This is a genomic window from Rhodobacter viridis, from assembly GCF_003217355.1.
In the GTDB taxonomy this organism is placed as follows: Bacteria; Pseudomonadota; Alphaproteobacteria; order Rhodobacterales; family Rhodobacteraceae; genus Rhodobacter; species Rhodobacter viridis.
This window is the reverse complement of record NZ_QJTK01000003.1, coordinates 173,039-191,400: the sequence shown is the minus strand read 5'-3', so window position 1 is coordinate 191,400 and position 18,362 is coordinate 173,039. Positions and strand designations below refer to the sequence as shown.

The window sequence follows — 18,362 nt, the reverse complement described above, 5'->3', positions numbered from 1 at the left end:
AAAGCGCCCGCCATGGGCGGGGCGGGCGCTGGCCGAGTGCCTGAAGCACTCGGCGGTCACAGGGATGGATGTGCCGCGTGACCTCGGCGATGGCCTCGGCCATGGCAACCGGAAAGAGCCTTGTCGCCCCCTTGCCAGCTGCCCTGCCCTTTGGCATTCTGGGGTTGAGCCGTGGCGATGGCGTCGCCACAGGGCCCTGCCCGATGCTTGCGGGGGTTTCCCCGCTTACGTCCTGAACGCCGGGATCTTTCGGGGTCCCAGAGGCCCAAAGGACAGATCATGCAAAGACCGGAATTCTACACCTGCGAAAATGGCCCCAAGGTTCTGCTGCCCTTCGAGGCCGCGGAATACGAGGCGCGCCTTGCAGGCCTGCGCGACATCATGGAGCTGCACAGCCTTGACGCCGTGCTGCTCACCTCGATGCACAACATCGCCTATTACTCGGGCTTCCTTTACTGCAGCTTCGGCCGTCCCTACGGGCTGGTGGTGACGAAGGACCGCTCGGTGGTGATCTCGGCGGGCATCGACGCGGGCCAACCCTGGCGGCGCTCGCATGGGGAAAGCCTGACCTATACCGACTGGGCGCGCGACAATTACTGGCGCGCGGTCGCCCATGTCGTGGGCCAAGGCAAGGCGGTGGGCTGCGAGGCCGATCACCTGACGATGCTGAACGCGGAGAAGTTCAATCACTTCCTGAAACCGAAGCGCGGGTTGGACATCGCCCCGGCGACGATGACGCAGCGGATGGTGAAATCGCCTGCCGAAATCGACCTGATCAAGCACGGCGCCGCCGTGGCCGATGTGGGCGGCTATGCGATCCACGACACGATCAAGGAAGGCATTCGCGAGATCGACGTCGCGATGGCGGGCCGCGATGCGATGGAAGCGGAAATCGCCAAACGCTTCCCCGATGCCGAATACCGCGACACCTGGGTCTGGTTCCAGTCCGGGATGAACACCGACGGCGCCCACAACCCGGTGACGGGGCGGGTGCTGAAGCGCGGCGACATCCTCAGCCTGAACTGCTTCCCGATGATCTCGGGCTATTACACCGCGCTCGAACGCACGATGTTCGTCGGCGAGGTCGATCCGGCAAGCTTGAAGATCTGGGAGGCGAACGTCGCCGCGCATGAATACGGCATGTCGCTTCTGGTGCCGGGCGCCGTCTGCTCCGAGGTCACGCACAAGATCAACGCCTTCTTCGAGGAACGGCAGCTGCTGCAATACCGCACCTTCGGCTATGGCCATTCCTTCGGCGTGCTGTCCCATTACTACGGCCGCGAGGCGGGGCTCGAGTTGCGCGAGGATATCGACACCGTGCTGGAACCCGGCATGGTCATCAGCATGGAACCGATGCTGACCCTGCCCGAAGGCATGCCGGGCGCGGGCGGCTACCGCGAGCACGACATTCTGGTGATCGGCGAAGATGGCGCCGAAGACATCACCAAATACCCCTACGGTCCCGGCTTCAACGTCGTGGGGTAAGACCGGCAGGGGCGGCAAAGGCCGCCCCTTTCGCCACAGCCAGCGGAATTTTCACGACTTTTCAGGATCACGACCGCGCGAGGGCTTGACCTTGCGTCGGCGCCGCCCCCTGATCGCCGCCAATGCCCCGCTTGCGGGGGGATTCGCTCATTCTTCGACAGGTGCTGCCCGTGTCCCGTCTTTCGTTTGTCTACCGCGCCCCGCTTGCGGGACTTCTGGTTCTTTCCGTTCTGGCAGGCTGTGCCGCCGATCCGAAGGCCGCCACCCAGGCGCCGCTCCGGGGCGTGCCGCCGGAATATCAGGCCCGCCCGGATGGCGAGCGCGTCGTGCCCGCGGTGAACCCCGTCTATCTGAACGAACGCAACCGCCGCCGCTGGGTCGAATACACCGGCCCCGAGGGCAAGGATACGATCGTCATCGACCCCTATGCGCGCGTGCTTTACCACGTCGTCGAGCCGGGCAAGGCGATGCGTTTCGGCATTGCCGTCGGCAAGGCGGGCAAGGGCTTTTCCGGCAATGCCGTCGTCGGCCGCAAGGAAATGTACCCGTCCTGGCAACCGACCTCGCGGATGGTGCGCAATGACCCCGCGCTGTACGGGCCGCTGGCGGGCGGGCTCAAGGGCGGGCTCGACAACCCGCTTGGTGCGCGGGCGCTGTATCTTTACCGCAACGGCCACGACACCTATTTCCGCATCCATGGCACGATGGACCCGTCCTCGATCGGCAAGGCCACCTCGGCGGGCTGCATCCGGCTCTTCAACCAGGACATCATCGACATGTTCGACGAGGCGCCGATGGGCACCCGCGTCAAGGTCCGCACCCGCGCCGAGAGCCTTGAACTCGAAGGCCCGATGCACGAGCTGCATACCGGCTATGTCGTGCCCGAGGCCGAGGTCGAGCTGATCGCCGCCGATGACGCCGCCTGGGCCGCCGGTCAGATCACCGATCCGGCGGTGCTGGAAGCCCAGCAGCACGCCGCCGCGGTCGAAGCCGCCCGGCGGGCTGGCGCGGGCAACTGAGCCCTAACGGACCAGGATCACATAATCCTTGCGGGTGGTTTCGATCACCCGCCAGATCCCCTGAAAGCCCGGGCGGATGAAGAACGCATCCCCCGGACCGACCTCCAGCCGCTCGCCCTCTTCGCCCTCGATCACCGAGCGGCCAGACAGAATGCGGCAATATTCCCATTCCTCGTAACGCACCCGCCACGCCCCCGGCGTGCTTTCCCAGATGCCGCAGTAAAGGCCGTCGTCCTCCTCGGCATTCCAGGCGCGGTGAACGGGGTCACCTTCGATCAGGCGCTCGGGGTCGGGGCGGGAGATTTCCGGATCGCCCTGAGGCGTCAGACGTTCGATCAGCATGGCGGGACCTTCGGGGTTCAAGGACAGGACCGGGGCTTTGCCCCGGACCCCAGGATATTTGTGGCAAGATGAAAGCAGAAGTCGCACTGCGACGAAAGACGTCGCGGCGAATGCTGCGTCGCGGCGGTGTCACTTTGCATTTACGGATTGGAAAGAGTAGGAAGCGCGCACGGGAGAGGGAGGATTCCATGAGCGCAACCGCAAGCCAGAAACGGCTGATGCCGTCGGACATTCTGGCCCTGAAGGGCAAGGTGCCGGTGGTGGTGCTGACCGCCTATACGACGCCGGTCGCGCGGCTGGCCGATCCGGCCTGCGACGTGCTGCTGGTCGGCGATTCGGTCGGCATGGTGCTGCATGGCCTGCCCTCGACGCTGGGCGTGACGATGGAGATGATGATCCTGCATGGTCGCGCGGTGATGCGTGGCTCGGATCGGGCGCTGGTCGTGATCGACATGCCCTTTGGCAGCTACGAGGAAGGGCCGGAACAGGCCTTCCGCAATGCCGTGCGGATCATGGCGGAAACCGGCGCGGGCGCGGTGAAGCTCGAGGGCGGCGTGCATATGGCGCAGACGATCGCCTTTCTGGTGGCGCGCGGCATTCCGGTGATGGCGCATATCGGCCTCACGCCGCAATCGGTGAACACGCTTGGCGGCTACAAGGTGCAGGGCCGCGGCGCCGATGGCGACCGGCTCAAGGCCGATGCGCTGGCCGTGGCCGAGGCCGGGGCGTTTTCGGTGGTGCTGGAAAAGGTGCCCGCCGAACTTGCGGGCGAGATTTCCGCGATGCTCGCCATTCCGACGATCGGCATCGGCGCCGGGGTCGATTGCGATGGTCAGGTGCTGGTGATCGACGACATGCTCGGCCTTTTCACCGATTTCCGGCCGAAATTCGTCAAGCGCTATGCCGAGCTTGGCCGCAGCGCCGCCGAGGCCGTCGCAAGCTATGCCGCCGAGGTCCGCAGCCGCGCCTTCCCCGCGCCGGAATATTCCTTCTTCGACGAGGTGAAGAAATGACGCAAGTGATCCGCACCTCGGCCGAGCTGCGCGAGAAGGTGGCGACCTGGAAGCGCTCGGGGATGCTGGTGGGCGTCGTGCCGACGATGGGCGCGCTGCATGACGGGCACATGTCGCTGGTGCGCGAGGCCCGCAAGCAATCGGACCGGGTGATCGTGACGATCTTCGTCAACCCGATGCAGTTCAACAACAAGGACGATCTGGCGAAATATCCGCGCAACGAGGATCACGATCTGGCGCTGCTTGAAGCCGAGGGCGTCGATGTGCTTTTCGCGCCCGGCGTGCACGAGGTCTATCCGGACGGCTTTGCCACCGTCGTCTCGGTCTCGGGCGTGTCGGAGCCGCTCGAAGGCGCCTTCCGCCCCGGCCATTTCGAGGGCGTGGCCACCGTCGTGAGCAAGCTCTTCGGCATGACGCAGGCGGGCCGTGCCTTCTTCGGCGAGAAGGACTGGCAACAGGTGCAGGTCGTCAAGCGCATGGTCGAAGACCTGAACGTGCCGATCCGCGTCATCCCCTGCCCCACGATCCGCGAAGATGACGGGCTCGCGATGTCCTCGCGCAATGTGCGGCTGAGCCCCGAGGAGCGTGCGCTGGCCCCGAAGCTTTACGCCGAGATGCAGGCGGCGGCCGAGGCGATCCGGGCAGGCGCGCCGGTGGCCGAGACGCTTGCGGCGGCAAAGACCGCGATCAGCGCGGCCGGGTTCGGAGACTGGGATTATCTCGAATTGCGCACCGCCGACGGTCTGCGGCCGATGACCGAGCTTTCGGAACCGGCGCGGATGCTGGCGGCGGTTTATCTGGGCGATGTGCGGCTGATCGACAATATCGCCGTGTGACAAGCGCCGGGGGCGCTGCCCCCGGACCCCCGGCGTATTTCAGCCAAGAAAAAGACCATGACTTTTCCTGGTCCAAATACGCCCTTGCGCGGGCGGGCCTTGCTCAGGCCTTGGTTCTGGATTGCAACCGATAGACGCCCTCGGGCAGGTCGAGGGCGGCGGCCAGTTCGCGCAACTGGGCATGCGAAAAGACCACCCGCACCACCGTCTCGGTGGTTTCGTCGAGTTGCTCGACCACCACGCAATCCTCGAAGGACTGTATGGTGATGTCTTCCTGCAGATAGTCGCGCGGATCATCTCCCTCGTCGACGAGGGTGATCACGGTGGCGTCGAATTCGTGCTCGATGGTGAACATGGCCTGATGCTAACGCGCATGGGCGGACACGAAAAGGGCAAACATTTCGGTGATCGGACCGAAGGCGATTGCGCCCGGACGCCGCGCCGCTAGTATCGCCGAAATTCTTTCCGGTCCTTACGATCCATGCCGCGCCGTCTCCTTGCTGTTCTTGCCCTGCCGCTGGTGCTGGCCGCCTGCGAGGCCCCGCAACCGGGGTTGGACGGCGCATCCCTGCCGCGGCCAAAAGCGCCGGTGGTGACGGTCGAGACCGGGCCCGACGCCCATACGGCGGCAGCGAATTTTCTGGCCGTCGCGCGGGACATGGAACCGCGGATCGAAAGCGAATGCCTGTCGCGGACGCATGGGCGGATGAATTGCGACTATCAGGTGATGGTCGACGAACGCTCCGATCCGCAGCCGAATGCGTTTCAGACGCTGGACGCGCGCGGCCGCCCGATCGTCGCCTTCAACCTTGCGCTGATCGCCGAGGCCCGCAATCGCGACGAACTGGCCTTCGTCATGGGGCATGAGGCGGCGCATTACATCCTCGGCCATCTGGAACAGAAAACCTCGGATGCGACGCGGGGAGCCTTGATTCTGGGGGCGCTGGCGGCGGCCTCGGGGGCGGATGCCGATGGTGTGGCACAGGCGCGCGACTTCGGCGCGGAAATGGGCGCGCGCGCCTATTCCAAGGATTACGAATTGCAGGCCGATGCGCTGGGAACGGTCATTGCATGGAACGCGGGCTACAACCCCGAACGCGGGGCGATGTTCTTCACCCGTCTGCCCGATCCCGGACACAGCTTCCTTGGCACCCATCCGGCGAATGGCGAGCGCATCGCCGTCGTGCACCGAGTCACTTCGGCGCTGCGCAAGGGCAGCTTCCGCGGCTTCTGATCCGCACTCTGCCCAATTCCTTGGCATATCCAATTGCGCGAGCGGTAACACCGTGCGCCTCGCGCAAAGATTGATCTGAATCATGGCAATTCGACACCCGCGGCAGATGATTTATGCGACCCTGCCCGGAACAAGGAATTGCTTATGCACGGACGGAAGACCCTCAATCGGCACGCTGCCCTGATGAACCGCATGGCGCAGGCTCTTGGCATCAATCTCACCGAGATGATGTTGCAAGGGAAGCTTGGCGGTGACGACTGGCGCGAAGCGGTCGTGCGCTGTGCCGGATGTCCGGAGCCGACCGAATGCTTGGACTGGCTCTCTGCGCATGACGACGACAACGGTCGCGCGAAGCCGGAAGCCGAGGCCCCGGGCTATTGCGCCAATCGTGACATGATGGCCCGCCTGCGCGAGACGCTGGCGAAGGATCAAGTTCTTGCTAACGCCGATGGAGGGAAGTGATGGGCATTCAGGGCAACATCGATCTGTATTTCTGGATCGCCCGCGGCATGGGCCGCCGGATGGGGGTCAACCTCACCGAGGCCATGCATGACGGATTGCTCTCGCAGGCGGATTTCGCACAGATGATCAATCACTGCCGCCTGTGCGCAGGCTCGGAAGGCTGCCTTGCCTATCTTTCGGAACATTCCGAAGAACGCGGATCGGCGCCGGACTGGTGCGCGAACGGCAATGTGCTGCGCGAAATCGGCGAGATGGTCTGAGCCCCTCGCCGCGGCGTCTCAGCCCTGCAACCCGGCCAGATAGGAGGTCACCGCTGGCCGGACGCTTTGCATCCCCCGCGCGCGGGCGTCATCGATCACCGCTTTCAGCTCGGTCAGATCGGCGCGGCGCAGCAGATGCTTGACCGGCCCGATCGAGGCCGGGCGCATCGAAAGCGTGCGAATGCCAAGCGCGGCGAAGGTCAGCGCCTCGATCGGACGTCCGGCATCCTCGCCGCAGAAGCTGAGCGCGGTTTCATTCGCCGCGCAGCGCGCGATGATCTTTTCGATGAAGGTCAGGAAACTGGTGTCGAGCGTGTCATAGCGCCGCCGGACGCGTTCGTTTTCGCGGTCCGCCGCGAAGAAGAACTGCTTGAGGTCGTTGCCGCCGATCGAGATGAAATCGCAACTGGCAAAGAAGCTGTCGGCGGCAAAGGCCAGTGACGGCGTTTCGAGCATCGCCCCCACGCGCAGATCGGACGGCACGGGCCGACCCAGCGTCGCCTCGCGGTCGATCTCGCGCAGAAGCGTGGCTTTCGCCGCGTTGAATTCGTCGGGCGTGGCGACAAAGGGGAACATGACCGAGAGCGGCCGCCCCTCTGACGCGCGGATCAGCGCCTGCAACTGCATCCGCAGCACGCCGGGCTTGTCGAGGCCGAGCCGGATCGCCCGCCAGCCCATCGCCGGGTTCGGTTCCTCCTGCGGCTTCATGTAGGGCAGCACCTTGTCCGAGCCGATGTCGAGGGTGCGGAACTGCACCTTGGCGCCCTTGGCGGCGTCGATCACCCGCTTGTAAAGCGCCGCCAATTCGCCGCGACGCGGCACGCGCGAGCGGATCAGGAATTGCAATTCGGTGCGGAACAGCCCGACGCCATCAGCACCCGAGCCCTTGAGCGAGGGCAGATCCGCCATCAGCCCTGCGTTCATCATCAGGCTGACGCCATTGCCCGCCCGGTCCACCGCCGGTTTCGTGCGCAGATCGGCATAGCGTTTCTGCGCCTCGGCCTGCATCGCGATCTTGTCGCGGAAGGCGGCAGCCACGGTATCTTCGGGGCGCAGGTGGACGATGCCCTGATCGCCATCGACCAGAATCGGATCGCCGTTCAGCGCCTCGTTGGTGATTCGCGTCGCATGGATCACCAGCGGAATCGCCAGCGCCCGAGCCACGATCGCGGCATGGCTGCCCACCGAGCCCTCTTCCAGCACGACCCCCTTGAGCCTGCGGCCATAGTCCAGCAACTCCGCCGGGCCGATGTTGCGCGCGACCAGCACCGGATTGTCGGGCAGTTCGGCGCCCGTATCCTTGCCCTGCCCGGTCAGCAGCCGCAGCAGACGGTTCGAGAGGTCGTCCAGATCGTGCAGCCGCTCGCGCAGGTAAGCGTCGGTCGATTGCTCGAGCCGCGCCCGCGCCGTCGATTGTTCCTTTTCCACCGCCGCCTCGGCCGACAGGCCAAGGTCGATGTCCTCGCTCATCCGCCGGACCCAGCCGCGCGAATGGGCGAGCATCTTGTAGGCTTCCAGAACCTGACGCTGTTCCTTGTCCATGCTGGCCGAGCCGATCAGCATGTCGTCGATCTGCGCCTGCAGCGTCGAGACCGCAGCATCGAGCCGGGCCTTTTCGGCATCCGGGTCATCGCCGACCGGATTCGTCACCACAACGCGCGGCTCGTGCAGCCAGACCCGCCCCTCGGCCGCGCCTTCCTGCCCGGTCGAGCCGCGGAACATGACGGGGAACCGATGCGCCGCGCCAATGCCGCCCTGATCGCCGGTAAAGGCGCCCAGTTCGGTCATTTCCGCCAGCACCATCGCGACGACTTCCAGCCCGTAGACCTCGTCATCCGAGAAGAGCCGCGCTTCCCGCGATTGCACGACCAGCACACCCAGTTTCTCGCCGACGCGCTGGATCGGCACGCCGAGGAAGCTCGAATAAATCTCTTCGCCGGTTTCCGGCATGTAGCGGAAACCGGGCTCGGCAGGCGCATTGGCGGTATTGGCGGGCTGGCCGGTGCGGGCGACGCGGCCCACCAGACCCTCGCCCAGCCGCATCCGGGTCTTGTGCACGGCCTCGGGGTTGAGACCCTCGGTGGCGCAAAGCTCCAGCGTTTCCGGATCGCGGAACAGATAGATCGAGCAGACCTGCGTCCGCATCGAATGGGCGATCAGATGGGTGATCCGGTCAAGCCGGTCCTGTCCGTCGCCGGGGGTGGCCAGAGTATCGCGCAACCGGCGCAACAGCGTGCGGCTGTCACTTTCGCTGCGATCCACCATGGCCTAGCCGCCCCCGTTTTAGAGGCCTGAACTGCGCGTCAGGCCTTTTCCAGTTCAAATGCATCATGGAGGGCCTGAACGGCCAGTTCCATATATTTCCGATCGATCAGCACGGAAATCTTGATCTCCGAGGTCGAGATGACCTTGATGTTGATGTTTTCGGCGGCCAGCGCCTCGAAGGTGCGCGCCGCGACGCCCACTTGCGACCGCATGCCGATGCCGACGACCGAGACCTTGGCGACGTCGGTGTCGATGATCAGCTCGTCATATTTGATCTTGCCCGCAGCCTTGGCATCCTCGAGCGCCTTTTGCGCCCGCGCGACCTGATTGATCGGGCAGGAGAAGGTCATGTCGGTGACGGCACCCGGATGGTTGTCGTCATAGTCCTTTTCCGAGATGTTCTGCACGATCATGTCGACGTTCACGCCGGCTTCGGACAGCGGCCCGAAGATCGCCTGCGCGACGCCGGGGCGGTCTTCGATGGTGAAGAGGGTGATCTTGGCCTCGTCGCGCGAATAGGCGACCCCCGAGACGACTTTCGATTCCATGATTTCATCCTCCCCGCAGACAAGGGTTCCTGAAGTTTCGTCGGTTTCCTCGAAGGAGGACAGCACCCGCAGCCGCACGCCAAAACGCATCGCCAGCTCGACCGAGCGCGTTTGCAGCACCTTGGCGCCAAGCGAGGCGAGTTCGAGCATTTCCTCGAACGCGATCTTGTCAAGCTTGCGCGCTTTCGAGCTGATCCGGGGATCGGTGGTGTAGACCCCGTCCACGTCGGTGTAGATATCGCAGCGCTCCGCGTCGAAAGCGGCGGCAAAGGCCACCGCCGTCGTGTCCGAGCCACCGCGGCCGAGCGTGGTGATGCGGTTTTCGGCCGACAGGCCCTGGAAGCCCGCGACGACCGCGACCTTCATGCCCTCGGCGAATTTCGTGTCGATATTCTCGCGCGGGATCGACTTGAACCGGGCCGAGCCATGCGCCGAGGTGGTGTTGATCGGCACCTGCCAGCCTTGCCAGCTGCGCGCGGGGATCCCCATTTCCTGCAGGCGCAGGGCCATCAGACCGGCGGTGACGTTTTCACCAGAGGCGACGACGGCGTCATATTCGCGGGCATCATACAGGGGCGACGTGCCCTCGACCCAGCCGACAAGCTCGTTGGTCTTGCCCGACATGGCCGAGACGATCACGATGACATCGTAGCCACGGTCGACCTCGCGCTTGACCTTCGCCGCCGCATTCGCGATGCGGTCGAGGTCCGCCACCGAGGTGCCGCCGAATTTCATCACGAGAAGCGGCATCTTCCCCCCCCAATCCTGTCCCGGACCCTGTGCCCGGCGTCGCGCTTCTGCTATCGGAAGGGGGCGAAGCTTGCAAGGGTTTGCCTGCGGCGAAACGCCTTTGGGGCCGTCATGTGCCCGTCATTCCCCTGTCATGCTGGCCCGGCAGAATTATGCCCGAACAGGGCAGGAGGATGTGATGAGTCTCGATGAGGTCGAATACCGCGAAAGGCGGGCGCAGGCGCGTGGCCTGCAACGGGCGCTCGAGGCGCTGCGCGATGATCTGGTGCGGCGCTCGGATGCGACGATGGAAGGCTGGGAGGGTCTGGTGCGGCGGCCGGAGTTCCTGCCCTCGGCGCGCAATCTGGCGGATTATCTGGCGCTGCGGCGCGGCGATCTGGTGCCGTTTCAGGCGCCCTTGGCCTCGCTTGGCCTCTCGTCGCTCGGCCGGGCCGAGGCGCATGTGCGCCCCTCGATCGATGCGGTGCTGGCCTCGCTGGCGATGATCGGTGGCGAGGGGATCGCAAGTTACCCCACCGTCGAAACCTTTGCCGCCGGACCTGCGCGTCTGGCCGCCCGGCGCGATGCCTTGTTTGGCGCCCGTCGCGAGGCGCCGCGCTCGCGCGTGATGGTGACCTTGCCGACCGAGGCCGCCTTCAGCCCCGATCTGGTCGCCGCGCTGATCGCGGCCGGGGCGGATTGCATGCGGATCAACTGCGCGCATGACAACCCAGATGTCTGGGCGGCGATGATCGGTCAGGTCCGGCAGGCGGCGATGAAGGCCGGGCGGCGCGTGCCGGTGCAGATGGATATCGAAGGGCCGAAGCTGCGGGTCGAGGCGTTGTCGGAAAGCGTCGAGGAGACCGGGCGTCTGTTCGAGGGCGACCGGTTCGAAGTGGTCGAAACCCTCGCCCATGATGCCGATCTGCCACAAATTCGTCTCAGCCATCCGGCGCTGATGGAGGCGATGGTCGAGGGCGGCGCGATCTGGATCAACGACGGCAAGCTGCGCGCGAAGATCCTCAAGGTCCGGCCCGGCAAGGTGCTGGCCGAGGTGACCTCGACGCCCTCGAAGGGCGCGAAGATCAAGGTCGAGAAAGGGGTGAACCTGCCCGGCGTCGATCTGCGCGTGCCCGCGCTGACCGAGGTCGATCTGGGCCATCTCGATTTCGTTCTGGGTCACGCCGATATTCTGGGCTTTTCCTTCGTGCAGACGGGGGGCGATCTGCGCGCGCTCTTTGCGGAACTGGATGCGCGGTCCGATGGCGGCACCTCGCGCGATTGGCCCGCGCTGATGCTGAAGATCGAGACGCCGCTTTCGCTGCGCAATCTGCCGGGGCTCATCGTCGAGGCGGGCGGGCGCGTGCCCGTCGGCGTGATGATCGCGCGCGGCGATCTGGCGGTGGAGATCGGCTTCGAGCGGCTGAGCGAGATTCAGGAAGAGGTGCTGTGGCTCTGCGAGGCGGCCGAGGTTCCGGTGGTCTGGGCGACGCAGGTGCTGGAAGGCATGGTCAAGGAAGGTCAGGCCAGCCGGGCCGAGATGACCGACGCCGCGATGAGCCAGCGCGCGGAATGCGTGATGCTGAACAAGGGTCCACATCTTGTGCAGGCGGTGACGTTCCTCCGCGATGTGTTGATGCGGATGGACCGGCACACGTCGAAGAAATCGCCCCGGCTGGGGGCGCTGGGGCTTTGGCACGACCTGTGATCGGGCGGAAGAGGAAAGGCGCCGCCTTTCCCAGCTCGAAGGCGCAGCGCTGCGGCACGACCGCTTGACCCGGGCGTGACAGAGGCCTGCGCTCCGCCCCGGCGGCGCGAATGCGCCCGCCATGGGCGGGGCGGGCGCAGGCCGAGGGTGATGAGGGATAAGAAACGCGCCAGTGGCGCGTTTCCCCGAAGAACGCCGCGCCCGTGGCGCGGCTGGGGGGCCCCCGGCGGTCACGGGACCTCTGTTGCGCATGGCCTCGGCAATGGCCGAGGCCAAGTCCCCCTCACACGTCCTTCATCAACCGCAGCGCATCATAGATCGCCGCATGGGTGTTGCGCGCGGCCACCGCATCGCCGATCCGCACCAGCCGGAACCGGCCCTCTGCGTTCGCCACGACGGTTTGCGGCTTGCCCGTCGCCAAGGCCTCGTAATCGACGATGCCAAGGTTCGACGACAGCGGCTTCAGCGCGAAGTAAAGCTCGTCAAGCGGCCTTGTGCCGTGGTTCACCACCACCTGATCGACCTCGCGCATCCGCGTCACCGGGCCGTAATCGCTGCCCAGAACCGCCTGCAACCGGTTGCCCGCACGGCTGACCGACATCAGCCGCCAGGTCACGGTGAAGGTCGTGTCCCGCCCCTGCAGCGACCGCATGTAGGGCACAAGGTTCATCGCCATCACCTCGGGCGCAAAGGCGCGGTCGGGGGTGACGATTTCCACTTTCGCGCCGCTGGCCGAGATCAGATCGGCCGCCATCAGCCCGGCATGATCGCCCGCATCGTCAAAGACCAGCACCTCGCGGCCGGGCTTCACCGCGCCGGAAAGAATGTCCCAGGTCGACACCACCAGATCATTGCCCGCGCTCAAGACCTCGGTATGCGGCAGGCCACCCGTCGCAATCACCACCTCGTCCGGGTTGGTCGCCAGCACGTCCGAGGCCTCGGCGAAGCTGTTGAAGTTGAAGGTAACGCCGTGTTTGAGGCATTGCTGATAGCGCCAGTCGGTGATCGCCGCCATCTCGCGCCGCCGCGGGTCGAGCGCGGTCAGCCGCACCTGCCCGCCGGGCTGATCGGCGGCTTCGAAAACGGTGACCGCATGGCCCCGCTCGGCCGCGACGCGGGCAGCCTCGAGCCCCCCCGGCCCCGCACCGACGATGGTGACGCGCTTCTTCGTCACCGCAGGCGTGATCGTCTGCGGCTCGGTCAATTCGCGGCCCGTCGCCGGGTTGTGCAGGCAAAGCGCCATGCCGCCCTGATAGATCCGGTCAAGGCAATAGTTCGCGCCAACGCAGGGGCGAATGTCGTCTTCACGCCCCGCGATCAGCTTCGCCACCAGATGCGGATCGGCCAGATGCGCGCGGGTCATGCCGACCATGTCGAGCTTGCCGCTGGCGATCGCATGCCGCGCCGTCGCGATATCGGGGATCTTCGCGGCGTGGAAAGTCGGGAACCCGGTCTCGGCCCGGATCTCGCCCGCGAAATCCAGATGCGGGGCGTTGCGCATGCCCTGAATCGGAATGAGATCGGTCAGCCCCGGATCGGTGTCGATATGGCCGCGCACGACGTTCAGGAAATCCACGAGCCCCGAATCGCGCAACTTTTTCGACAGCGTCATGCCCTCGGCCTTGTCCATGCCGCCGGGCAGGCCCTGATCGCCGGTATAGCGCAGGCCCAGAATGAAATCCGACCCGCAGCGCTGCCGGATCGCCCCCAGAACCTCCATCGTGAAGCGCAGCCGGTTTTCCAACGAGCCGCCATAGGGGGCGTCGAGATCATTCGTCAGCGGCGACCAGAATTGTTCGAGCAGATGGCCATAAGCCTCCAGCTCGATCCCGTCGACGCCCGCGGCCTTCATCCGCTCGGCCGCATCGGCGAAATCGCCCTTGATCCGGTCGAGATCCCACTCCTCCGCCCGCTTCGGAAAGGCCCGGTGCGCCGCCTCGCGTTCATGGCTGGGGGCCACGACCGGCAGCCAGTCGGCCTTGTCCCAGCGGGTGCGACGTCCAAGGTGCGAAAGCTGGATCATCACCGCCGCGCCGTGGTCGTGGCATTCATCGACCAGCTGGCGCATCCAGCCCACCACCTCGTCCTTCCACGCCAGGATGTTGTTGAAGACCGGCGGGCTGTCGCGGGAAATCGAGGCCGAACCTGCCGTCATCGTCAGCGCCACCCCGGCCCGCGCGCGTTCGACGTGATAGGCGCGGTAGCGCTCTTTCGGCATGCCGTCCTCGGCATAGGCGGGTTCATGCGCGGTGATCAGGATGCGGTTGCGCAGGGTCAGGTGGCGCAACTGATAGGGCTGCAAAAGCGGGTCGTTCGACATGGGGGCCTCCGGGGTTCCTGCGGGCAGGATTTGCGAATTGTGCACACATGTCAAGTTTGCATTCACTCATGAACATTTTCTTGAGCCCGGCCGCGGTCCGGGCTAGGGTCGATGGATGACAGAGACAAAGGACAGCGGTTGGCGCGGCTCGCGCGAGGGGTGGCTTGAAGCCGCCTGCGACGCCTTGATCGCGGGCGGGGTCGAGGCGGTGAAAATCCTGCCGCTGGCGAAGAAACTCGGCCTGTCACGGACCTCGTTCTACTGGTTCTTCACCGACCGCGAGGATCTGCTGGCGGCGCTGCGGGCGCGTTGGCGGACGGTGACGACCGAGGTTTTGCTTGCCGCGACGACCGCTTACGCCGCGACCGAGACCGAGGCGATGCTGAACCTTCTGGCTGTGTTCCTGTCGGACCGATTCGATCCGCGCTTCGAATTCGCGCTGCGCAGCTGGGGCTTTGCCGATCCCTCGGTGGCGGCGGATCTGCATGCGGCCGATGCCGAGCGGCTGGCGGCGCTGGCGGCGATGCTGATGCGCTGGGGCCATGCGCCCGAGGATGCCGATGTGCGGGCGCGGACGATTTACCTTGTGCAGATCGGCTATATCTCGATGCAGACGCGCGAAAGCCTCGACACAAGGCTGGCGCGGATCGCGCATTATGTCGAGGTCTACACCGGCAAGCTGCCCAGCGCCGCGGAGCTGGCGCGGTTCGAAGCCGGGCTGCGCGCGGGCGGGTAAGGCCTGTCTTTGCTGGCCACAATGACCGAGGCCATTGCCGAGGTCCCGCGAAACAGTGCGGCAAAGACCGGCGGGGGCCTCAAAGGCCCCCGGCCAGCGCCCGCCCCGCCCTCGGCGGGCGCTTCTCGCCCGCCGGGTCAGGCGTCGGCCTCCCGCAGCGCGCGGGGCAACCAGTCCCGTGACAAGGCGGCTCCGGCGGGCGGGGAAAGGCGATGCCTTTCCTGATCCGCCCGAAACCGGCCTCTCCTACCCCCGCACCGTCAGCATCACGCCCACCAGCGTCACCGCAAGCCCTGCGAACATCGTCGCCGTCAGCGGTTCGCCGAACAGGGCCCAGCCCCAAAGCATCGTCACCGGCGGGCTGAGATAGATCACCGCCGACACCCGCGCGACCGGGAAGAGCCGCAGGCTGCTGTAATAGATCCCATAGGCGGCAAAGGTGGCAAAGACGACCAGCCAACCGATGCCCAGCGCGAAATGCGCCGTCATCGGCGGCATCAGCGCGCCCTGCCAGCCGGTGCAGAGCCCGAACAGCACCGCCCCGGTCAACGAATGCAGGCACAGGCTTTGATGCAGCGGCATCCGCAGCCCGGGCCGTTTCTTCAGCAGGACCGAGGCCAGCGCAAAGACCAGCATCGAGGCCACCGTCAACCCATAGGCCCAAAGCGGCGCCGTCCCCACTGACAGGCTGTCCGCCGAGACGATCAGCACGCCCAGCACCGCCACCGCCGTTCCCGCCCATTGCGCCACCGACAACCGCTCCCCCAGCACCGGCTGCGACAGTGCCGCAATGGCCAGCGGCAAGAGATCCGAAATCAGCGCCACCGTCCCCGTCGGCACCCTTTCGCCAATCGCCAGCGCAAAGCCGCCAAGATAAAGAAAGACCGACATCACCCCGAACAGACATTGCTCGATCCCCCCGCGCAGGGTCATGCGCGGCCCGATGAGCAGCGCGAAGGGCAGAAGGATCAGCCCGGCAATCAGCGTGCGCCAGAACAGCACCAACCCCACCCCGGCGCTTTCGCTGGCATAGCGGATGCCGACGAAGCCGGAACTCCAGCTCAAAACCAGCGCCACAGCCATCAGCGGCCAAAGCAGGGGGCGGGGCAGGGAAAGGGCGGTCGCGGTCATCATGTCCTCGTGTCGGCTGCCCCTTCCTCGGCGAAGCGAAGCCAAAACGCACATGACAAATTTCGATGGGGGCATGACTTTCGTGCCGAATGATGAATGAGTCTTTGCCATATGCCGCCAATCGGCGCAGGATCGGCGCAGTTGCATGAGGCTGCCCATGACCGATCTTTCCACCCGCCGTCTGGATATCGACGCCCTGCGTGCGCTGCGGGCCATCGCCCATCATGGCGGCGTCACCCGCGCCGCCGAGGCTTTGGGCCTGTCGCAATCGGCGGTCAGCCACAAGATCCGGCGGCTGGAGGTCAGCCTTGGCAGCGATCTTCTGTCCCGCCGCGCTGGCGGGCCGCTGTTCACCCCCGCGGGCGAGGAATTGCTGGATTACGCCGCCCGCATCCTTGGCTTGCATGACGAGGCGTTGCTCAGCCTGTCGAAAACGCCGCTCGCGGGGCGGATTGCGCTTGGCCTGACCGAGGACACGACCTGCACCGATCTGGCCCGCATCCTGGGCCGGTTCCGCCGCCTGCATCCGCAGGTCAGCGTGCGCACGCAGGTGCGGATGAGCCTTGTGCTGCGCGCACTGCTGGAGCGCGGCGAGATCGACGCGGCGATCTTGCAGATCTTCGATCACGAGGTGCGACCGACCGATGTCGTGCTGATGCGCGAAGACCTGTTGTGGGTGCGTCACCGCGATCTGACCCTGCCCGCCGCGGGGCCGATTCCGTTCCTGTCCTTTCACGAGGAGTGCTTTTACCGGCAATGGGCGCTCGATATCGGGCAGGATGGCGGGGTGACGCTGGAAACCGTCTTCGAATGCGCGAGTGCGGCGGGGATCATCGCGGGGGTCAGTGCGGGGCTTGGTGTCGCGCTCCTCTCCACACGGCATCTGCGCCCCGAGATGGAGATCGTGGGCGCCCCCCTGCCGCCGCCGCCCGGGCTGACCTATGTCGTGCGCCGCGCCCGCAGGGTGCGGAACGCGGCGCTGGATACGCTGGTGGCCGAGATCGAGACCGAAATCAGCCGCGTTGGCCGGCTGGTGCTGGCGGGCTGAGCCGCCAGTGGATCAAAACGGAATCACCGCCCCGTCATAGCTTTCGAAACAGCCCGAATTGGTCAGGTTGAGCGCGTCGAACCGCGTCGTCAGACCCGCCACCGATTGTGCCACGGTGATCTCGGCCTGCGGCCCGCCCATGTCGGTCTTCACCCAGCCGGGGTGATAGACGCCGACCGCGATCCCCTCGGGGCGCAGATCGGCGGCAAGGTTGCGGCCAAGGTTCAGCACCGCGGCCTTCGATGCCCGATAGATGTAGCTGCCCCCCGGCGCCCGCGCATCCGAGCCCATCGCCGACGACAGGATCGCCACCTTGCCATGCGCCGCGCGCAGGTTCGGCAACAGCGCCTGAATCGTCAGGAACACGCCCATGACGTTGGTCGAGAAACTGCGCGCCCAGAGCATCGGCGCATAGCCGTTTTCCAGCGACTGGCCCAGATCGGCATAGACCCCGGCATTGCAGACCAGAAGCCCGATCGGCAGACCATTCAGCCGCCGGGCCAGCGCCTTGACGCTGTCGGGCTGGGTGACGTCAAGCGGCAGAAGATCGCCCTCGGGATTGCGCGCGGTGCCGAAGGCCGCGGTGTCCGTGTGGCGGTAATGAGCCAGAAGCGCAGCGCCGATGCCGCGGTTCGCTCCGGTGATGAGAACTGTCATGGTCGCCTCCTGTGCCGCCATCTTGGCCAGCGTTCAGGCAAGCGCAAGGACCTGAATCAATTCCGCGACCTTTTGGGCAAAAAGGGCAGCGGCATCACGGGGATACCATCGTCGAGCAGCGCCTTGGCCTCGTCGAGCCGGGCCTCGCCGTGAATGGCGCGTTCGGGCACCGTGCCTTCGTGCATCGCCCGCGCCTGCGAGACGAAATTGACGCCGACATAATCCGAATTCGCCTCCACCGCCTGACGCATCGCGGCAAAGGCCTCCTCGATTCCGGTTTGCGGTGTGCCGAGCGGGGTTTCCGGCTTTGCAGGCTCGACTGCTGCGGCCTTGCGCGCGGGCCGCACGGCAGGCGCCATCAGCGCCTTTTCGACGGTCGGGGAGCCGCAGATCGTGCAGGACACCATCCCCTTGGCCAGCAGCGCATCAAAGGCCGCAGCCGAGGCGAACCAGCTGTCGAAGCTGTGCTCCTTGTCGCATTTGAGGGTGTAGCGGATCATCGTCAGGCCCGTTTCGAAGGCCCCATCTGACAGGCTTGGCCCGCAAATTGCAAGCGCCCTTGCGCGGAT

18 protein-coding genes are annotated in these 18,362 nt (G+C 65.9%); 10 read left to right on the top strand and 8 right to left on the bottom strand.

Going from position 1 to position 18,362, the window contains the following annotated elements:
• Window positions 1-279 precede the first annotated feature (279 nt).
• A complete protein-coding gene (locus C8J30_RS06420; RefSeq protein WP_110804885.1) occupies window positions 280-1,485 on the top strand; it encodes an aminopeptidase P family protein in 1,206 nt (401 codons plus the stop codon).
• A gap of 170 nt (window positions 1,486-1,655) precedes the next feature.
• The gene (locus C8J30_RS06415; RefSeq protein ID WP_110805027.1) at window positions 1,656-2,504 is read left to right on the top strand and encodes a L,D-transpeptidase; all 849 of its coding nucleotides are present in this window, start codon (window positions 1,656-1,658) and stop codon (window positions 2,502-2,504) included.
• A 3-nt stretch (window positions 2,505-2,507) separates the two neighbouring features.
• Here C8J30_RS06415 and C8J30_RS06410 read toward each other — a convergent pair whose 3' ends face one another.
• Complete coding sequence (locus C8J30_RS06410; RefSeq protein WP_110804884.1) at window positions 2,508-2,846, bottom strand: cupin domain-containing protein; 339 nt, start codon at window positions 2,844-2,846, stop codon at window positions 2,508-2,510.
• A 188-nt stretch (window positions 2,847-3,034) separates the two neighbouring features.
• On the opposite strand from C8J30_RS06410, the gene panB reads away from it, so the two are divergent.
• Entirely contained in the window at window positions 3,035-3,859 is an 825-nt protein-coding gene (gene panB, locus C8J30_RS06405; RefSeq protein ID WP_110804883.1) for a 3-methyl-2-oxobutanoate hydroxymethyltransferase, read from the top strand.
• Window positions 3,856-4,695 carry a pantoate--beta-alanine ligase gene (panC, locus tag C8J30_RS06400; RefSeq protein WP_110804882.1) on the top strand — a complete coding sequence of 280 codons (840 nt, stop codon included), beginning with the start codon at window positions 3,856-3,858 and terminating at the stop codon, window positions 4,693-4,695. The genes panB and panC overlap by 4 nt, the downstream gene beginning before the upstream one ends.
• A gap of 103 nt (window positions 4,696-4,798) precedes the next feature.
• Here the strand turns inward: panC and C8J30_RS06395 are convergent, their stop codons facing one another.
• Window positions 4,799-5,050: a hypothetical protein gene (locus C8J30_RS06395; RefSeq protein WP_110804881.1), complete on the bottom strand. Its 252-nt coding sequence runs from the start codon at window positions 5,048-5,050 to the stop codon at window positions 4,799-4,801.
• 126 nt (window positions 5,051-5,176) lie between these two features.
• Here C8J30_RS06395 and C8J30_RS06390 point away from each other — a divergent pair, with 126 nt between their 5' ends.
• The 3 genes from C8J30_RS06390 to C8J30_RS06380 all read left to right on the top strand — a co-directional run bounded on the left by C8J30_RS06390 (window position 5,177) and on the right by C8J30_RS06380 (window position 6,651).
• Window positions 5,177-5,929: a M48 family metallopeptidase gene (locus tag C8J30_RS06390; RefSeq protein WP_110804880.1), complete on the top strand. Its 753-nt coding sequence runs from the start codon at window positions 5,177-5,179 to the stop codon at window positions 5,927-5,929.
• Between the two features lie 144 nt (window positions 5,930-6,073).
• A complete protein-coding gene (locus C8J30_RS06385; RefSeq protein WP_146227870.1) occupies window positions 6,074-6,391 on the top strand; it encodes a DUF6455 family protein in 318 nt (105 codons plus the stop codon).
• Window positions 6,391-6,651 carry a DUF6455 family protein gene (locus C8J30_RS06380; protein WP_110804878.1) on the top strand — a complete coding sequence of 87 codons (261 nt, stop codon included), beginning with the start codon at window positions 6,391-6,393 and terminating at the stop codon, window positions 6,649-6,651. Before C8J30_RS06385 ends, C8J30_RS06380 begins: the two co-directional genes overlap by 1 nt.
• An 18-nt stretch (window positions 6,652-6,669) precedes the next feature.
• Here the strand turns inward: C8J30_RS06380 and ptsP are convergent, their stop codons facing one another.
• Together ptsP and C8J30_RS06370 are read right to left on the bottom strand one after the other, a co-directional pair.
• Entirely contained in the window at window positions 6,670-8,916 is a 2,247-nt protein-coding gene (gene ptsP, locus C8J30_RS06375) for a phosphoenolpyruvate--protein phosphotransferase (RefSeq protein ID WP_110804877.1), read from the bottom strand.
• A 38-nt stretch (window positions 8,917-8,954) separates the two neighbouring features.
• The gene (locus tag C8J30_RS06370; RefSeq protein WP_110804876.1) at window positions 8,955-10,214 is read right to left on the bottom strand and encodes an aspartate kinase; all 1,260 of its coding nucleotides are present in this window, start codon (window positions 10,212-10,214) and stop codon (window positions 8,955-8,957) included.
• A 178-nt stretch (window positions 10,215-10,392) separates the two neighbouring features.
• Here C8J30_RS06370 and C8J30_RS06365 point away from each other — a divergent pair, with 178 nt between their 5' ends.
• Window positions 10,393-11,901, top strand: a complete 1,509-nt coding sequence (locus tag C8J30_RS06365) for a pyruvate kinase (RefSeq protein WP_110805026.1) — start codon at window positions 10,393-10,395, stop codon at window positions 11,899-11,901.
• Window positions 11,902-12,184: 283 nt separating this feature from the next.
• Here C8J30_RS06365 and hpbA read toward each other — a convergent pair whose 3' ends face one another.
• Window positions 12,185-14,221: an N-methyl-L-proline N-demethylase HpbA gene (hpbA, locus tag C8J30_RS06360; RefSeq protein WP_110804875.1), complete on the bottom strand. Its 2,037-nt coding sequence runs from the start codon at window positions 14,219-14,221 to the stop codon at window positions 12,185-12,187.
• Between the two features lie 115 nt (window positions 14,222-14,336).
• Between hpbA and C8J30_RS06355 the strand changes: the two genes are divergently transcribed.
• Window positions 14,337-14,957 (top strand): TetR/AcrR family transcriptional regulator, encoded by a 621-nt coding sequence (locus C8J30_RS06355; RefSeq protein WP_110804874.1) that lies wholly within the window; start codon window positions 14,337-14,339, stop codon window positions 14,955-14,957.
• Between the two features lie 246 nt (window positions 14,958-15,203).
• Here the strand turns inward: C8J30_RS06355 and C8J30_RS06350 are convergent, their stop codons facing one another.
• Complete coding sequence (locus C8J30_RS06350) at window positions 15,204-16,088, bottom strand: DMT family transporter (RefSeq protein WP_110805025.1); 885 nt, start codon at window positions 16,086-16,088, stop codon at window positions 15,204-15,206.
• Between the two features lie 157 nt (window positions 16,089-16,245).
• Here C8J30_RS06350 and C8J30_RS06345 point away from each other — a divergent pair, with 157 nt between their 5' ends.
• A complete protein-coding gene (locus C8J30_RS06345; RefSeq protein ID WP_110804873.1) occupies window positions 16,246-17,136 on the top strand; it encodes a LysR family transcriptional regulator in 891 nt (296 codons plus the stop codon).
• A gap of 12 nt (window positions 17,137-17,148) precedes the next feature.
• Here the strand turns inward: C8J30_RS06345 and C8J30_RS06340 are convergent, their stop codons facing one another.
• Window positions 17,149-17,793 carry an SDR family oxidoreductase gene (locus C8J30_RS06340; RefSeq protein WP_110805024.1) on the bottom strand — a complete coding sequence of 215 codons (645 nt, stop codon included), beginning with the start codon at window positions 17,791-17,793 and terminating at the stop codon, window positions 17,149-17,151.
• Between the two features lie 56 nt (window positions 17,794-17,849).
• Window positions 17,850-18,293 (bottom strand): DUF1178 family protein, encoded by a 444-nt coding sequence (locus tag C8J30_RS06335; RefSeq protein ID WP_110804872.1) that lies wholly within the window; start codon window positions 18,291-18,293, stop codon window positions 17,850-17,852.
• Window positions 18,294-18,362 lie beyond the last annotated feature (69 nt).

Bases quoted from the DNA above. Each gene is read 5' to 3' on its own strand.
- ptsP (WP_110804877.1), bottom strand. From the start codon at position 8,916: ATGGTGGATCGCAGCGAAAGTGACAGCCGCACGCTGTTGCGCCGGTTG.
- C8J30_RS06395 (WP_110804881.1), bottom strand. From the start codon at position 5,050: ATGTTCACCATCGAGCACGAATTCGACGCCACCGTGATCACCCTCGTC.
- C8J30_RS06380 (WP_110804878.1), top strand. From the start codon at position 6,391: ATGGGCATTCAGGGCAACATCGATCTGTATTTCTGGATCGCCCGCGGC.
- C8J30_RS06340 (WP_110805024.1), bottom strand. From the start codon at position 17,793: ATGACAGTTCTCATCACCGGAGCGAACCGCGGCATCGGCGCTGCGCTT.
- C8J30_RS06355 (WP_110804874.1), top strand. From the start codon at position 14,337: ATGACAGAGACAAAGGACAGCGGTTGGCGCGGCTCGCGCGAGGGGTGG.
- C8J30_RS06390 (WP_110804880.1), top strand. From the start codon at position 5,177: ATGCCGCGCCGTCTCCTTGCTGTTCTTGCCCTGCCGCTGGTGCTGGCC.
- C8J30_RS06370 (WP_110804876.1), bottom strand. From the start codon at position 10,214: ATGCCGCTTCTCGTGATGAAATTCGGCGGCACCTCGGTGGCGGACCTC.
- C8J30_RS06365 (WP_110805026.1), top strand. From the start codon at position 10,393: ATGAGTCTCGATGAGGTCGAATACCGCGAAAGGCGGGCGCAGGCGCGT.
- C8J30_RS06385 (WP_146227870.1), top strand. From the start codon at position 6,074: ATGCACGGACGGAAGACCCTCAATCGGCACGCTGCCCTGATGAACCGC.
- C8J30_RS06345 (WP_110804873.1), top strand. From the start codon at position 16,246: ATGACCGATCTTTCCACCCGCCGTCTGGATATCGACGCCCTGCGTGCG.
- C8J30_RS06350 (WP_110805025.1), bottom strand. From the start codon at position 16,088: ATGACCGCGACCGCCCTTTCCCTGCCCCGCCCCCTGCTTTGGCCGCTG.
- C8J30_RS06420 (WP_110804885.1), top strand. From the start codon at position 280: ATGCAAAGACCGGAATTCTACACCTGCGAAAATGGCCCCAAGGTTCTG.
- panC (WP_110804882.1), top strand. From the start codon at position 3,856: ATGACGCAAGTGATCCGCACCTCGGCCGAGCTGCGCGAGAAGGTGGCG.
- C8J30_RS06410 (WP_110804884.1), bottom strand. From the start codon at position 2,846: ATGCTGATCGAACGTCTGACGCCTCAGGGCGATCCGGAAATCTCCCGC.
- hpbA (WP_110804875.1), bottom strand. From the start codon at position 14,221: ATGTCGAACGACCCGCTTTTGCAGCCCTATCAGTTGCGCCACCTGACC.
- C8J30_RS06335 (WP_110804872.1), bottom strand. From the start codon at position 18,293: ATGATCCGCTACACCCTCAAATGCGACAAGGAGCACAGCTTCGACAGC.
- panB (WP_110804883.1), top strand. From the start codon at position 3,035: ATGAGCGCAACCGCAAGCCAGAAACGGCTGATGCCGTCGGACATTCTG.